This window comes from Streptomyces sp. A3M-1-3, from assembly GCF_024213665.1.
Taxonomy (GTDB): Bacteria; Actinomycetota; Actinomycetes; order Streptomycetales; family Streptomycetaceae; genus Streptomyces.
Map to the genome: position 1 here is coordinate 23,297 of NZ_JANAVP010000032.1, position 14,133 is coordinate 37,429.

General features: G+C 72.7%; 11 protein-coding genes. 10 read left to right on the forward strand and 1 reads right to left on the reverse strand.

Annotated features, from left to right (window positions below):
• Positions 1-5: 5 nt before the first annotated feature.
• From NLX86_RS28420 to NLX86_RS28460, 8 genes are all read left to right on the forward strand, one after another.
• Positions 6-512: a hypothetical protein gene (locus NLX86_RS28420; RefSeq protein ID WP_254374666.1), complete on the forward strand. Its 507-nt coding sequence runs from the start codon at positions 6-8 to the stop codon at positions 510-512.
• Positions 509-2,137 carry a carboxyl transferase domain-containing protein gene (locus NLX86_RS28425; RefSeq protein ID WP_254374667.1) on the forward strand — a complete coding sequence of 543 codons (1,629 nt, stop codon included), beginning with the start codon at positions 509-511 and terminating at the stop codon, positions 2,135-2,137. Before NLX86_RS28420 ends, NLX86_RS28425 begins: the two co-directional genes overlap by 4 nt.
• A 55-nt stretch (positions 2,138-2,192) precedes the next feature.
• Positions 2,193-4,433: a biotin carboxylase N-terminal domain-containing protein gene (locus NLX86_RS28430; RefSeq protein ID WP_254374716.1), complete on the forward strand. Its 2,241-nt coding sequence runs from the start codon at positions 2,193-2,195 to the stop codon at positions 4,431-4,433.
• Complete coding sequence (locus NLX86_RS28435; RefSeq protein ID WP_254374668.1) at positions 4,430-5,620, forward strand: acyl-CoA dehydrogenase family protein; 1,191 nt, start codon at positions 4,430-4,432, stop codon at positions 5,618-5,620. The genes NLX86_RS28430 and NLX86_RS28435 overlap by 4 nt, the downstream gene beginning before the upstream one ends.
• Before the next feature lie 51 nt (positions 5,621-5,671).
• Positions 5,672-7,258: a 4-coumarate--CoA ligase family protein gene (locus NLX86_RS28440; protein ID WP_254374669.1), complete on the forward strand. Its 1,587-nt coding sequence runs from the start codon at positions 5,672-5,674 to the stop codon at positions 7,256-7,258.
• Positions 7,255-8,319: an enoyl-CoA hydratase family protein gene (locus tag NLX86_RS35190; RefSeq protein ID WP_374213982.1), complete on the forward strand. Its 1,065-nt coding sequence runs from the start codon at positions 7,255-7,257 to the stop codon at positions 8,317-8,319. The genes NLX86_RS28440 and NLX86_RS35190 overlap by 4 nt, the downstream gene beginning before the upstream one ends.
• The gene (locus tag NLX86_RS28455) at positions 8,307-8,894 is read left to right on the forward strand and encodes a TetR/AcrR family transcriptional regulator (RefSeq protein ID WP_254374670.1); all 588 of its coding nucleotides are present in this window, start codon (positions 8,307-8,309) and stop codon (positions 8,892-8,894) included. Before NLX86_RS35190 ends, NLX86_RS28455 begins: the two co-directional genes overlap by 13 nt.
• Before the next feature lie 257 nt (positions 8,895-9,151).
• A complete protein-coding gene (locus NLX86_RS28460; protein ID WP_254374671.1) occupies positions 9,152-10,186 on the forward strand; it encodes an isopenicillin N synthase family oxygenase in 1,035 nt (344 codons plus the stop codon).
• Between the two features lie 97 nt (positions 10,187-10,283).
• Here NLX86_RS28460 and NLX86_RS28465 read toward each other — a convergent pair whose 3' ends face one another.
• On the reverse strand, positions 10,284-11,384 hold the full coding sequence (locus tag NLX86_RS28465; RefSeq protein ID WP_254374672.1) for a citrate synthase 2: 1,101 nt from the start codon (positions 11,382-11,384) through the stop codon (positions 10,284-10,286).
• Positions 11,385-11,720: 336 nt separating this feature from the next.
• Between NLX86_RS28465 and pdxH the strand changes: the two genes are divergently transcribed.
• Together pdxH and NLX86_RS28475 are read left to right on the forward strand one after the other, a co-directional pair.
• On the forward strand, positions 11,721-12,413 hold the full coding sequence (gene pdxH, locus NLX86_RS28470) for a pyridoxamine 5'-phosphate oxidase (protein WP_254374673.1): 693 nt from the start codon (positions 11,721-11,723) through the stop codon (positions 12,411-12,413).
• Between the two features lie 338 nt (positions 12,414-12,751).
• Positions 12,752-14,119 carry a PAS domain-containing protein gene (locus tag NLX86_RS28475; RefSeq protein WP_254374674.1) on the forward strand — a complete coding sequence of 456 codons (1,368 nt, stop codon included), beginning with the start codon at positions 12,752-12,754 and terminating at the stop codon, positions 14,117-14,119.
• The last annotated feature ends 14 nt before the right edge of the window (positions 14,120-14,133 follow it).

Consider the following 14,133-nt stretch of genomic DNA (forward strand, 5'->3'; position numbering starts at 1 on the left):
GCACCGTGCGACAAGAACGCCCCCCAGGCGCCGACCCCGGCGGCAACCCCGGACACGCGCGACACACCGCCCCCGGCGGCGACACCGGAGTACGACCCGCCGGCACCGGCGTCGGCAGCGGCAGCGGCAGCGGAACGTGCCTCGTCAGCGCCACCGGCGCGGGCGTGCGGCACACCGGGAGCGGCACCCGCGGCGCCACCGCCGGCGCCCGCACAGGCACCCGCCCCGGTGTACGCCACACCGGCGCCCGCGCGAGCAGCGGGACCTGCACCCGCACCGTCAGCGGCATCGGCGCGGGCGGGTGGCACACCGGCACCGGCACCTGCGTCGGCAGCGGCACCTGCACCCGCGTCGGCAGCGGCATCGGCGCGGGCGGGTGGCACACCGGCACCGGCACCCGCAGTGCCACCCGCACGTGCACGGGCACCGGCACCAGCACCGGGGTGCGACACACCGGCGCCCGCGCGGGCGCGCACGCGTGCACCGCCACCAGCACCGGGGAGGCGTTGTGACCGTCGTCGCCACGGCCGTTGATTCGCAGAGCCCCGAGTACGTCTCCCACCGCGAGGCGATGCTCGCCAGGCTCGCCGACCTCTCCGCCGAGCACGCCAAGGCGCTCGCCGGCGGAGGCGAGAAGTACACCGCCCGGCACCGCGCACGCGGCAAGCTGCTCGCCCGCGAGCGGGTCGAGCTGCTGCTCGACCCCGACACCCCGTTCCTCGAACTGTCGCCGCTCGCCGCCTGGGGCAGCGACTACCGGGTCGGCGCCTCGATGGTCACCGGCATCGGCACCGTCGAGGGCGTCGAGTGCCTGATCACCGCCAACGACCCGACCGTGCGCGGCGGCGCCAGCAACCCGTGGACGCTGAAGAAGGCGCTGCGCGCCAACGAGATCGCGTACGCCAACCGCCTGCCCTGCATCAGCCTGGTCGAGTCCGGCGGCGCCGATCTCCCCTCCCAGAAGGAGATCTTCATCCCCGGCGGGGCGATCTTCCGCGACATCACCCGCCTCTCGGCGGCCGGCATCCCGACCATCGCCGTGGTCTTCGGCAACTCCACGGCGGGCGGGGCGTACGTACCCGGCATGTCCGACCACACCATCATGATCAAGGAGCGTTCGAAGGTCTTCCTCGGCGGCCCGCCGCTCGTGAAGATGGCCACGGGCGAGGAGAGCGACGACGAGTCCCTCGGCGGAGCCGAGATGCACGCCCGCACCTCCGGCCTCGCCGACTACTTCGCCCTCGACGAGGAGGACGCCCTGCGCCAGGCGCGTCGCGTCGTCGCCCGCCTCAACTGGCGCAAGGCGCACACGCAGGCGCACGCGCACGCGCACGCGCACGCCGATCCCGGCCCCGCCGAACCGCCCAAGTACGACGAGGAGGAACTCCTCGGCATCGTCCCCGGCGACCTGAAGACCCCCTTCGACCCCCGCGAGGTCATCGCCCGGATCGTCGACGGCTCCGACTTCGACGAGTTCAAGCCGCTCTACGGGACGAGCCTCGCCACCGGATGGGCGCGGCTGCACGGCTACCCGGTGGGCATCCTCGCCAACGCGCAGGGCGTCCTCTTCTCCCCCGAGTCCCAGAAGGCCGCCCAGTTCATCCAGTTGGCCAACCAGCGCGACATCCCGCTGCTCTTCCTCCACAACACCACCGGCTACATGGTCGGCAAGGAGTACGAGCAGGGCGGGATCATCAAGCACGGCGCGATGATGATCAACGCCGTCTCGAACTCGAAGGTCCCGCACCTGTCGGTCCTGATGGGCGCGTCGTACGGCGCCGGCCACTACGGCATGTGCGGCCGCGCCTTCGACCCGCGCTTCCTCTTCGCCTGGCCCAGCGCCAAGTCCGCGGTGATGGGCCCGCAGCAGCTCGCCGGCGTGCTCTCGATCGTGGCCCGCGCCTCGGCGACGGCCAAGGGACAGCCGTACGACGACGAGGCCGACGCGGCGCTGCGCGCCATGGTCGAGCAGCAGATCGAGTCCGAGTCCCTGCCGATGTTCCTGTCCGGGCGGCTGTACGACGACGGGGTCATCGACCCCCGCGACACCCGCACCGTGCTCGGCCTGTGCCTGTCGGCCCTCCACAACGCGCCCGTCGAGGGCGCGCGTGGCGGCTTCGGCGTCTTCCGGATGTGAGGCGGAAATGACCACGGAATTGACTCCGGACATGACCCCGCACACGCCCCCGGAAATGATCGGCTCCGTTCTTGTCGCCAACCGGGGCGAGATCGCCTGCCGGGTCTTCCGCACCTGTCGCGAACTGGGCCTGGCCACCGTCGCCGTGTACTCCGACCCGGACGCGCGCGCCCTGCACGTACGGGAGGCGGACGCGGCGGTACGGCTGCCGGGAGCCGCGCCCGCGGACACGTACCTGCGTGGCGATCTGATCGTCAAGGCGGCCCTCGCGGCGGGCGCGGACGCCGTACACCCCGGCTACGGATTCCTCTCCGAGAACGCCGAGTTCGCGCGCGCGGTACAGGACGCGGGCCTGGTCTGGATCGGCCCTCCGCCGGAGGCGATCGAGGCCATGGCCTCGAAGACGCGCGCCAAGGAACTCATGGCGGCGGCCGGGGTCCCCCTGCTGGCCCCGGTGGATCCGGAGGGGGCCACCGAGGCCGACCTCCCGCTCCTCCTCAAGGCCGCCGCGGGCGGCGGCGGCCGCGGTATGCGGGTCGTCCGCGACCTCGCCGCGTTGCGCGCGGAACTGACCGCCGCCGCCGCCGAGGCGCGGTCCGCCTTCGGCGACGGCGAGGTCTTCGCGGAGCCGTACGTCGAACGCGGCCGCCATGTCGAGATCCAGATCCTCGCGGACGCGCACGGCACGGTGTGGGCCCTCGGCACCCGCGACTGCTCGCTCCAGCGCCGGCACCAGAAGGTCATCGAGGAGGCCCCGGCGCCCGGCCTGCCCGGTGAACTCCGGGCGGCTCTCCACGAGTCCGCCGTGGAGGCGGCGCGGGCCATCGGCTACCGGGGCGCGGGAACGGTCGAGTTCCTCGTCGCCGAGGACGGCCGCCCGTACTTCCTGGAGATGAACACCCGCCTCCAGGTCGAACACCCGGTGACGGAAGCGGTGTTCGGCCTCGATCTCGTCGCGCTCCAGATCCGGGTCGCCGAGGGCGTCCCGCTGCCGCCGCTGCCGCCCGACCCGGTGGGCCACGCGGTGGAGGCACGGCTGTACGCGGAAGACCCGGCCCGCGACTGGCAGCCCCAGACGGGCCCACTGCACCACTTGTCGGTGCCGGGCGCGTCGAACGCGGTCGCGGCCCCTCGCCCCCCGGCCTGGCGCTCGGCTCCGCCGCCGCCGGCGGGCCGGCCGGAGTCCGCTGGGCCGTGGCTGCGGCTCGACGCCGGGTACGGCGACGGGGACGTCATCGGCGTGCACTACGACTCCATGGTGGCCAAGGTCATCGCCTGGGCGCCCACCCGCGCCGAGGCCATCCGCAAGCTGGCCCACGCCCTGGAACGGGCCCGCGTCCACGGGCCGGTCACCAACCGCGACCTGCTGGTACGGTCCCTGCGCCACCCGGACTTCGTGGCCGGGCGCCTGGACACGGGCTTCTACGACCGGCACCTGCCGGCCCTCACGCAGGCAGACGCCACGCCGGCTCCCACCGACGGCCGGCCGCAGCCGGTGGCGCTCGCCGCGCTCGCCGCCGCTCTCGCGGACGCCGCCGCGCGGCGCGCCGGAGGTGACGCGCTGCCCGCCCGTATCGGCGGCTGGCGCAACGTCCCTTCCCAGCCCCAGGTCAAGCGCTACCGCGCCGAGCCCGACGGCACCGAGCACGAGGTCCGCTACCGCCTGACCCGCGACGGGCTGGACGCCGAGGGGTTCCCGGGCGTACGGCTCATCGAGGCGTGGCCCACCCGCGTGACGCTCGAAGTCGACGGCGTACTACGCCGGTTCGACGTGACGACGTACGCCAACCCGGCCGCCCACGGCGGTGGCCCGTACGCGGGCACCGCGCCCGCCACCAGCCCGTACGCGGGCACCGCGCCGGGCGTCGCGTCGCCCACCGTGTACGTCGACACCCTTACCGGCGCCAACGACACCCACCGCGCCGCCAACGACACCCACCGCGCCGCCAACGACACCCACCGCACCCGCCCCACCCACCCCGCGCACGCCACCCTCACCGCACTCCCCCGCTTCCCCGACCCGCAGGACCGCGCCGAACCCGGGTCCCTTCTCGCGCCCATGCCCGGCGTCGTCGTGCGGGTCGCCGACGGGCTTGTGCCCGGCGACCGCGTCACCGCCGGGCAGACCTTGCTGTGGCTGGAGGCCATGAAGATGGAGCACCGCATTTCCGCTCCCGCCTCCGGCACGCTCACCGCACTCCACGCCGCCCCCGGCCGCCAGGTCGAGGTCGGTGCCCTGCTCGCCGTCGTCAACGAAGTAATGGCGGAAGCCACACAGGAGGAACCGCAGTCATGAGCACCGTCCTCGAAACCGAAGAGCACCAGGCCCTGCGTGCCGCCGTCGCCGCCCTCGGCCGACGCTACGGACGCGACTACCTCACCCGCGTCGTACGCGACGGGGGCCACCCGGAGGAGCTGTGGGCCGAGGCCGCCAAGCTCGGCTACCTCGGCGTCAACCTCCCCGAGGAGTACGGCGGCGGAGGCGGCGGCATCGCCGAACTCTCCATCGTGCTGGAGGAGTTGGGCGCCGCCGGCTGCCCCCTCCTCATGATGGTCGTCTCGCCCGCGATCTGCGGCACGGTCATCGCCCGCTTCGGCACCGAGCAGCAGAAGCGGCAGTGGCTGCCGGGTCTCGCCGACGGCACCCTCACCATGGCCTTCGGTATCACCGAGCCCGACGCCGGCTCGAACTCCCACCGGATCACCACCACCGCCCGCCGCGACGGCGGCGACTGGCTGCTCACCGGCCGCAAGGTCTTCATCTCCGGCGTGGACATCGCGGACGCGACCCTGATCGTCGGACGCACGGAAGATGCCCGGACCGGACGCCTCAAGCCGTGCCTGTTCATCGTCCCGCGCGAGACCCCCGGCTTCAGCCGCTCGCAGATCGACATGGAACTCGCCGCCGCCGAGAAGCAGTTCGGGCTCCTTCTCGACGACGTACGCCTGCCCGCCGACGCGCTCGTCGGTGGGGGCACCTCCCACGCCGAAGGCTGTGGGGGAGAGGACGCCGGCCTGCTCCAGCTCTTCGCCGGCCTCAACCCCGAGCGCATCATGACCGCCGCGTTCGCCCTCGGCATGGGCCGGTACGCCGTCGGCAGGGCCGTCGAGTACGCCAAGACCCGCGAGGTGTGGAAGCAGCCCATCGGCGGGCACCAGGCCATCGCCCACCCCCTGGCCCAGGCGCACATCGAGCTCGAACTCGCCCGCCTGATGATGCAGAAGGCCGCGCACCTCTACGACGCGGGCGACGACCTCGGCGCGGGCGAGGCGGCCAACATGGCCAAGTACGCGGCCGCCGAGGCGTGCGTGAGGGCCGTCGACCAGTCCGTACACACCCTCGGCGGCAACGGCCTCACCCGCGAGTACGGCCTCGCCTCCCTCATCACCGCCGCCCGCGTCGCCAGGATCGCCCCGGTCAGCCGGGAAATGATCCTGAACTTCGTCTCACACCAGTCCCTGGGTCTCCCCAAGTCGTACTAGCAGGAGGGATTCTGGGCCGTCAGCACGTACGCCGTCGAAGGGATCGTGGTCATGGTGTTCCACAGCGAGTACCCGGCAGTGCCCGTCGTCGATCTGCCCATCCACGACGCCGTACTCGGCCGGGCCGCCGAGTACGGCGACGCCGTCGCCCTGGTGGACGGAGTCGACGGCGCCACCCTCACGTACGCACAACTGGACGGCTTCACCCGCAAGATCGCCGCCGCGCTCGCCGAGTCGGGGCTGCGCAAGGGGGACGTACTCGCCCTGCACAGCCCCAACACGATCGCCTACCCGGCCGTCTTCTACGGTGCGACGCGGGCCGGCGCGTCCGTCACCACCGTGCATCCGCTGTCCACGCCGGAGGAGTTCGCCAAGCAGCTGCGGGACTCCGCGTCCCGCTGGATCGTGACCGTCTCCCCGCTGCTCGAAGTGGCCCGCAGGGCGGCCGAACTGGCCGGCGGGGTGGACGAGATCTTCGTCTGCGACCAGGCCGACGGCCATCGGTCCGTCCTCGAGATGCTCGCGACGACCGCCACCGCACCGGACGTCGTGATCGACCCCGGCGAGGACGTCGCCGCCCTGCCCTACTCCTCGGGCACCACCGCAAGCCCCAAGGGCGTGATGCTCACCCACCGCAGCATCGCCACCAACCTCGACCAGCTCTACCCGCTCCTGCCGATGGGCCCCGGCGACCGGATCCTCGCCGTACTGCCCTTCTTCCACATCTACGGCCTCACGGCCCTGATGAACGCACCCCTGAAACGCGGGGCCACGGTCGTCGTCCTGCCCCGCTTCGACCTCGACCAGTTCCTGTCGGCGATCGAGAAGCACCGCATCACCGGCCTGTACGTCGCCCCGCCGATCGTCCTCGCGCTCGCCAAGCACCCGGCGGTCGCCGGACACGACCTGTCCTCGCTGCGGTACATCGTCAGCGCCGCCGCCCCGCTGGACGCCGCCCTCGCCCAGGCCTGCTCGCGCCGGCTGGGCCTGCCGCCGGTCATGCAGGCGTACGGGATGACCGAACTGTCCCCCGGTACGCATGTGACCCCGCTGGACGCGGCCGGCTCCCCGCCCGGAGCGGTCGGCAAGCTCCTGCCCAACACCGAGATGCGGATCCTCTCCCTCGCGGAGCCCGGCAAGGAGCTGGGTGTGGGGGAGGAGGGCGAGGTCGCGATCCGCGGACCGCAGGTGATGAAGGGCTACCTCGGCCGCCCGGACGAAACCGCCGCGATGATCGACAGGGACGGCTGGGTGCACACGGGCGACATCGGCCGGGTGGACGCCGACGGCTGGCTCTTCGTTGTCGACCGGGTGAAAGAACTGATCAAATACAAGGGGTACCAGGTCGCCCCGGCCGACCTCGAAGCGCTCCTCCTCACCCACGAGGGGATAGCGGACGCGGCGGTCGTCGGCGTGAACGACGCGGAGGGCAACGAGATACCGAAGGCGTACGTCGTCCGCCAGCCGGCGACGGACGGCCTGACGGAGGAGGACGTGATGGCGTACGTCGCCGAACGCGTCGCCCCGTACAAGAAGGTGCGTCGTGTCGAATTCACCTCCCAGGTGCCACGCGCGGCATCCGGCAAGATCCTCAGGCGCGAACTGCGCGCGAGGGAAAGGAACTCCGACAGCGCATGACGCCCGTACAACTGGTACAGACCGCGCACGAGCGCGGCATCACCACCCTCACGCTGAACTCGCCGGCGAACCGCAACGCGCTCTCGGCGGCCCTGGTCGCCGAGCTGACCGAGGCACTGTCCGCCTGCGCGGAGGACCCGGCGGTCAGGGCGGTGGTCCTGACCCACACGGGCGCGACGTTCTGCGCGGGAGCAGACCTGAAGGAAGCCACCGGCGTGCCGCCCGCTGCGGAGGGATCGGCACCCGGCCCGGCGGGCTCGGGCGTGGGGTCCGCTGCCGGGGCCGCTCAGGTGGCTTCCGGGACCGGCCCGGCGGGCGACTCCGCCGCCGCGGGCCGCGACGGTGCGGGCGCCTCCGGCGTGGGGTCCGCAGCTGCGGGCGCTCCCGGTTCCGTCGGCCCGGCGGGCTGGGGCGCGGGGTCCGCTGCCGAGGGGCAGCCTGCCGGGGCCGCCCACGCGGCCGCCGGTGGCACCGGCCCGGCGGGCGGCTTTGCCGCCGTGGGCCGCGACGGTGCGGGCGCCTCCGTGGGGTCCGCCGCTTACGTCCTCGTTCGGCTCATGCGTGCCATCGTTGAGCTGCCCAAGCCCGTCGTCGCCCGGGTGAGTGGGCATGTGCGGGCCGGGGGGCTCGGGTTGCTTGGGGCTTGCGACATATCCGTTGCCGGGCCCGGCGCGAGTTTCGCCCTTACCGAGGCCCGGCTCGGGCTCGCGCCCGCCGTGATCTCGCTGCCGCTCCTGCCCCGGCTGGACCCCCGCGCCGCCGCCCGCTACTACCTCACCGCCGAACGCTTCGACGCGCCCGAAGCCGCCCGCATCGGGCTCATCACCCTCGCCGCGGACGACCCCGACGCCGCCCTCGCCCCCGTACTCGACGCGCTGCGCGCCGGATCCCCGCAGGGCCTCGCCGAGACCAAGCGGCTGCTCACCGCCGAGGTGCTGCGCGTCTTCGACCGCGACACCGACGACCTCGCCGCCCTCTCCGCCCGCCTCTTCGCTTCCGACGAGGCCCGCGAGGGCATGACCGCGTTCCTCCAGCGCCGGGACCCCGTATGGGCTCGGTGACTGCCCCCAAGCAGGACCGCAGCCGCGCCACCCGGCAGCGCCTCCTCGAAGCCGCCGTCTCCTGCCTCGCCGAACACGGCTGGGCCGGCTCCACCGTCTCCGTCGTCGCCGAACGCGCCGGCGTCTCGCGCGGCGCCGCCCAGCACCACTTCCCCACCCGCGAGGACCTGTTCACCGCCGCCGTCGAATACGTCGCCGAGGAGCGCTCCACCGCCCTGCGCGCCCTGCCCGTGCAGGACCGCACCGCCGTCGTCGGCGCCCTCGTCGACCTCTACACCGGCCCGCTGTTCCGGGCCGCACTCCAACTCTGGGTCGCCGCGTCCAACGAGGACCAACTACGCCCCCGCGTCACCGAACTCGAAACTCGCGTCGGACGCGAAACCCACCGCATCGCGGTCGCCCTCCTCCGCGCCGACGAATCCGCCACCGGCGTCCGCGAAACCGTCCAGGGCCTCCTCGACATGGCCCGCGGCCTCGGCCTCGCCAACGTCCTCACCGACGACACCGCCCGCCGCGCGCGCGTCGTCGCCCAGTGGGCCCGGCTGCTGGACGACGCCCTCGGGGTACCGGTGTGAGCCCCGTCACTTCCCTCGCGGCCCGGTCGGCGTAGCCTTGGCGCATGCTTGCGCTCGTACGACGCCGCCACGTGGACTACGTCCGCGTAACGAGCATGGGCTGTCGGCGCTCCGCCTGATCCCCGCCCCCGCCGCCCCCCTCTCCACCCCGCCCGGTCACCGGCGCGCACCGCCCCACCCAGGCTGCCGCCGCGGCGCACGTACCCCGGCCCACACCGGCGGTACGCGACCGGGCCCACACACCCGCGGATGCACCCATGTCGTACCTGCAGCTCCCCGTCATCGACCTCTCCGCCGCCGACCGCGGCCCCCAGGCACGGGCCCTTCTGCACGCCCAGCTCCACAGCGCCGCCCACGACGTCGGCTTCTTCCAGCTGACCGGCCACGGCATCACGGAGACCGAGACGGACACCCTGATGTCCGCCATGCGCGCCTTCTTCGCCCTCCCCGAGGCCGACCGGCTCGCCATCGGCAACATCAACTCCCCGCACTTCCGCGGCTACACCCGAACCGGTGACGAACACACCGGCGGCAGCCGCGACTGGCGCGACCAGCTCGACATCGGCGCCGAACGGCCCCCGCACGTCCCCGGACCGGGCGAGCCTGCCTACTGGTGGCTGGAAGGCCCCAACCAGTGGCCCGCCGGCCTCCCCGTCCTGCGCGCCGCCGCCCTCGGCTGGATCGACCGGCTCAGCGAGGTCGCCGCCCGGCTGCTGCACGAACTGCTCACCGCCATCGGCGCGCCGCCCGACTTCTACGACGACATCTTCGCCGACCACCCCCACCTGCACCTCAAGCTGGTCCGCTACCCCGGCAGCGCCCCGGACGCAGCGGCCGAAAGCCCCGGCCAGGGCGTCGGCGCGCACCAGGACTACGGCTTCCTCACCCTGCTCCTCCAGGACCAGGTGGGCGGCCTCCAGGTCCAGCGCGGCGACGGCGAGTTCCACGAGGTCCCGCCGATCCCCGGCGCGTTCGTCGTCAACCTCGGCGAACTCCTCGAAGTCGCCACCAACGGCTACCTCAAGGCCACCAACCACCGCGTCGTCAGCCCGCCCGGCGCGACCGAGCGCTACTCGGTGCCTTTCTTCTACAACCCGCGCCTCGACGCCCGCATCGAACCGCTGCCCTTCCCGTACGCGGCCCAGGCACCCGGTGTCACCAGCGACCCGGCCAACCCGCTCTTCGCCGAGTACGGCCGAAACGAACTCAAGGGCTGGCTGCGCGCCCACCCCAAGGCCGCCGCCCGGCACCACGCCGACCTGGTCGAGCAGCCACTCGTACCGGCCCGCTGACGCACCCGCCCCACCACACGACTGCGCGCGGCGCCGCACCCGGAAGAAAACGGGTGCGGCGCCGCGCGCAGTCGCGTCGCGTACGTCAGTCGTTACGTCAGCCGGCGATGTCGCCGTAACCCACGATGTCCTGCGGGCTCCGCGACCCCGGACCCACGTACCGCGCGGACGGCCGCACCAGGCGCCCCGTCCGCTTCTGCTCCAGGATGTGCGCCGACCAGCCGGCCGTACGCGCACAGGTGAACATCGACGTGAACATGTGCGCCGGCACCTCCGCGAAGTCCAGCATGATCGCCGCCCAGAACTCCACGTTCGTGGCCAGCACCCGGTCCGGACGGCGCGCGTGAAGCTCCTCCAGCGCCGCCTTCTCCAGTGCCTCCGCCACCTCGAAACGCGGCGCCCCCAGCTCCTTCGCGGTACGCCGCAGCACCCGCGCCCGCGGGTCCTCCGCCCGGTACACCCGGTGGCCGAAGCCCATCAGACGCTCGCCCTTGTCCAGCGCCTGCCTCACATACGCGGTCGCGTCACCCGTGCGCTCGATCTCCTCGATCATCCCGAGCACACGGGACGGCGCACCACCGTGCAGCGGCCCCGACATGGCACCCACGGCCCCGGACAGGGCGGCAGCCACATCGGCCCCCGTCGAAGCGATCACCCGCGCCGTGAAGGTGGAGGCGTTCATGCCGTGCTCGGCGGCCGACGTCCAGTACGCGTCGACGGCCTTGACGTGCTTCGGGTCCGGCTCCCCGCGCCAGCGGATCATGAACCGTTCGACCACCGACTGCGCCTTGTCGATCTCCCGCTGCGGCACCATCGGCAGCCCCTGCCCGCGCGCCGACTGGGCGACGTACGACAGCGCCATCACGGCGGCGCGCGCCAGGTCGTCACGCGCGGTCTGCTCATCGATGTCGAGCAGCGGTTTCAGGCCCCACACGGGCGCGAGCATCGCCAGCGCCGACTGCACGTCGACCCGGATGTCACCCGAGTGCACCGGGATCGGGAACGGCTCCGCGGGCGGCAGACCGGGGTTGAACGCCCCGTCGACGAGCAGGCCCCACACATTCCCGAAGGACACGTGCCCGACCAGGTCTTCGATATCGACACCCCGATAGCGGAGAGATCCGCCCTCCTTGTCGGGTTCGGCGATCTCCGTCTCGAACGCGACGACCCCTTCGAGGCCGGGTACGAAGTCGGACATCAGGCGGCTCCTCATGATGTGTGCGACAAGCGGCGTGAAAACCGGGTGTCAAAGCAGGTGGCGAAATCTCTCGGCGCCGGCACGGATCCGCGGTCGTATGCGCACGACTCGCGGTCCGGACCCGTCACCCCGTGGCTGCCCCGTACGGCCGGTGGTCACCCAACCGCCCGTGGAGCAGGCACGATATCCCGTCATGTACGGAGGCCACAGAGGCCCAGCCCAAGATTTTGGCGGGTTCGGCCGATGCGGGGAAGCGTGATGTCCGGCACACTGGCCCATTTCGTTCGGGAAGGATTAACGGCACTCCGTGCCGGGCAGACTGGGGCCTGCGGCAGGATGGGCCCTGTGGAGAACCAGGACCTCGACCTTGACCCCGCCGACTTCGATCCCGCCGTCATGCGCAAGCAGTACCGCGCCGAGATCGTCACGGAGGACTCTTTCGCCGCCGAGCCGATGGCACAGTTCGCCCGCTGGTTCCAGCAGGCGGTGAACAGCGGCCTCTTCGAACCGAACGCGATGGTGGTCGCCACCGCCACCCCCGACGGCCGGCCCAGCACCCGCACGGTGCTGCTGAAGGCGTTCGACGCCCGCGGCTTCGTCTTCTTCACCAACTACGGCTCCCGCAAGGGCCTCGAAATCGCCGCGAACCCGCACGTCTCGCTGCTCTTCCCCTGGCACCCGATCGCCCGCCAGATCATCGTCACGGGCACCGCGGCCCGTATCGGCCGCGACGAGACGGCGTCGTACTTCCGCTCCCGTCCGCACGGCTCCCAGCTCGGCGCCTGGGCGAGCGACCAGTCCGAGGTGATCGCCTCCCGCGAGGAACTCGACCGCCGCTACGCGGCCCTGGCGGCGCGCTACCCGGAAAACGAACAGGTCCCGGTCCCCCCGGAGTGGGGCGGCTACCGGATCGCACCCGAGGAGATGGAGTTCTGGCAGGGCCACGAAAACCGTCTGCACGACCGGCTGCGGTATGTGACGGAGGGCGCGGGCGACGGCGCCTGGCGCCTTGAGCGCCTGTGCCCGTAGGGCCCTGACGCGCAGACGACCCGCGGGCTCGGGTCCCTCCTGGCGGAGGGAGCCGGCCGGACGCACCGGCGAGCCCACGGGTCGGGTGACTGCTTGGGATTGGCCGGCGTTCCGCCGGCACCGCACTGGGTGCGACAACGGGCGCTAGCCCGCAGTCACCTCACGAGTCCGAAATGAAATCACTTCGGGAACACCTCCTTTCGCGTGTGCCCACACCCTAGGAATCGCCTCGGCGTCCCGACAAGCGATTTATTCTGGGGAAAGTGGTGTGTGCTGCGTCACGTTCCAGTTGAATGATCTGACGTGCAGCACACGCGAACACCTGCAGGGGGTGCCAGGTGAGTGCTTCCCGAAGTAGTGAGACCGCCGATGCCGTGGGGCCACAGGAACCGGAGCGGGAGGGTCCCGGGTCCGATCTGCTGGCCGCGCTTCTCGATGGGATGGATGCCGCGCTGTGCGCGTTCGACGCGGATGGTGTGGTCACTCATTGGAATCGTGAGGCCGAGCGGATTCTGGGCTGGTCCGCGGCCGAGGCCGTGGGGCGGAGCGGGTTTGCCGGGTGGGCCGTGCGGACCGCCGATGCCGAGGACGTGCAGCGGCGGCTGATGGCCGCCATGGACACGCCTGGCCGCCAGGTGCACGAGTTCGCGCTGGTGACGAAGGACGGCGGGCGGGTGCTCGTACGGACGCAGTCCGCCGGGGTGCGGGGTGCGGACGGGAAGCCGGCCGGGGTGTACTGCGCGTTCAGCGAGGTGCATGCGCAGATCGACCTCGAGCGGTCGATCGCGCTCAGCGAGGCGCTGCTGGAGGACGCCTCCTGGGGCGTGGTCCTGGTGGATGTCGATCTGCGCCCTGCGGTCGTCAACGCGCATGCGGCGCGCGCGCTCGGCTCGGGGCGTACGGCGTTGCTCGGGCGCCCGCTGGGTGAGCTGATCACGCAGGGAGTGGAGGAGCTGGAGGGTGCGCTGCAGCATGTGCTGGCGGAGGGTGCGCCGCCGGCGCCGGTCGAGCTGTGGGTGACGCTGCGGACGGGGGAGGGAGAGCGCAGGCGGTGCTGGCGCTGCGGTTTCCTGCGGCTTGCCTCGCCGCTTGCGGAGGAGCCGGTTCCGCTGGGGGTGGGCTGGCTGTTCCAGGACATCACGGAGGCGCGGCAGGCCGAGTCGGACACGGCCCAGCTGCGGTTCCGTACGAATCAGCTGCATCGGGCGGCCCGGGCGGCGGGGGAGTGCGACGACCCGCTCGAAGCGGCGACGGTCCATCTGGACTTCGCGCTGGCCGGTTTCGCCGACCATGCGCTGCTGGACCTCGCGATGGGTGATCCGCCCCATCTCGTACGGTCGGCCTCGACGCCGTCCGGGTCGCCCGGCCCGAGCCTGCCGGCGCCGGGGTCCATTCCGGTGCGGTACGTGGAGGGGCATCCGGCGCTGCAGTCGATGGACCGGATCGGCTCGGTCCGGGCGAGCGCGCCGTCCAGCGCGCAGGCCGGGGCGGCGGCGTCGTGGGCGGCGCCCCGCCAGTGGCCGGAGGGCACGGTGCACGCCCTGTGCACGGTGCTGCGCAGCCGCGGCCGCACGCTGGGGGTGGTGACGTTCCTGCGCGGCTCCAGCCGCCCCGCGTTCGAGCGCCCGGACGCGGTGTACGCGGAGGATGTGGCGGCCCGGGTGGCGGCGGCGCTGGACCTGGCCCTGGTGCTGGGCGGTCGGTGACCGAAAGCCCGCGA

Coding starts and splice junctions, on each gene's coding strand:
- NLX86_RS35190 (WP_374213982.1), top strand. CDS start 7,255: ATGACGCCCGTACAACTGGTACAGACCGCGCACGAGCGCGGCATCACC.
- NLX86_RS28460 (WP_254374671.1), top strand. CDS start 9,152: ATGTCGTACCTGCAGCTCCCCGTCATCGACCTCTCCGCCGCCGACCGC.
- NLX86_RS28440 (WP_254374669.1), top strand. CDS start 5,672: ATGGTGTTCCACAGCGAGTACCCGGCAGTGCCCGTCGTCGATCTGCCC.
- NLX86_RS28430 (WP_254374716.1), top strand. CDS start 2,193: ATGATCGGCTCCGTTCTTGTCGCCAACCGGGGCGAGATCGCCTGCCGG.
- NLX86_RS28435 (WP_254374668.1), top strand. CDS start 4,430: ATGAGCACCGTCCTCGAAACCGAAGAGCACCAGGCCCTGCGTGCCGCC.
- pdxH (WP_254374673.1), top strand. CDS start 11,721: ATGGGCCCTGTGGAGAACCAGGACCTCGACCTTGACCCCGCCGACTTC.
- NLX86_RS28455 (WP_254374670.1), top strand. CDS start 8,307: ATGGGCTCGGTGACTGCCCCCAAGCAGGACCGCAGCCGCGCCACCCGG.
- NLX86_RS28465 (WP_254374672.1), bottom strand. CDS start 11,384: ATGTCCGACTTCGTACCCGGCCTCGAAGGGGTCGTCGCGTTCGAGACG.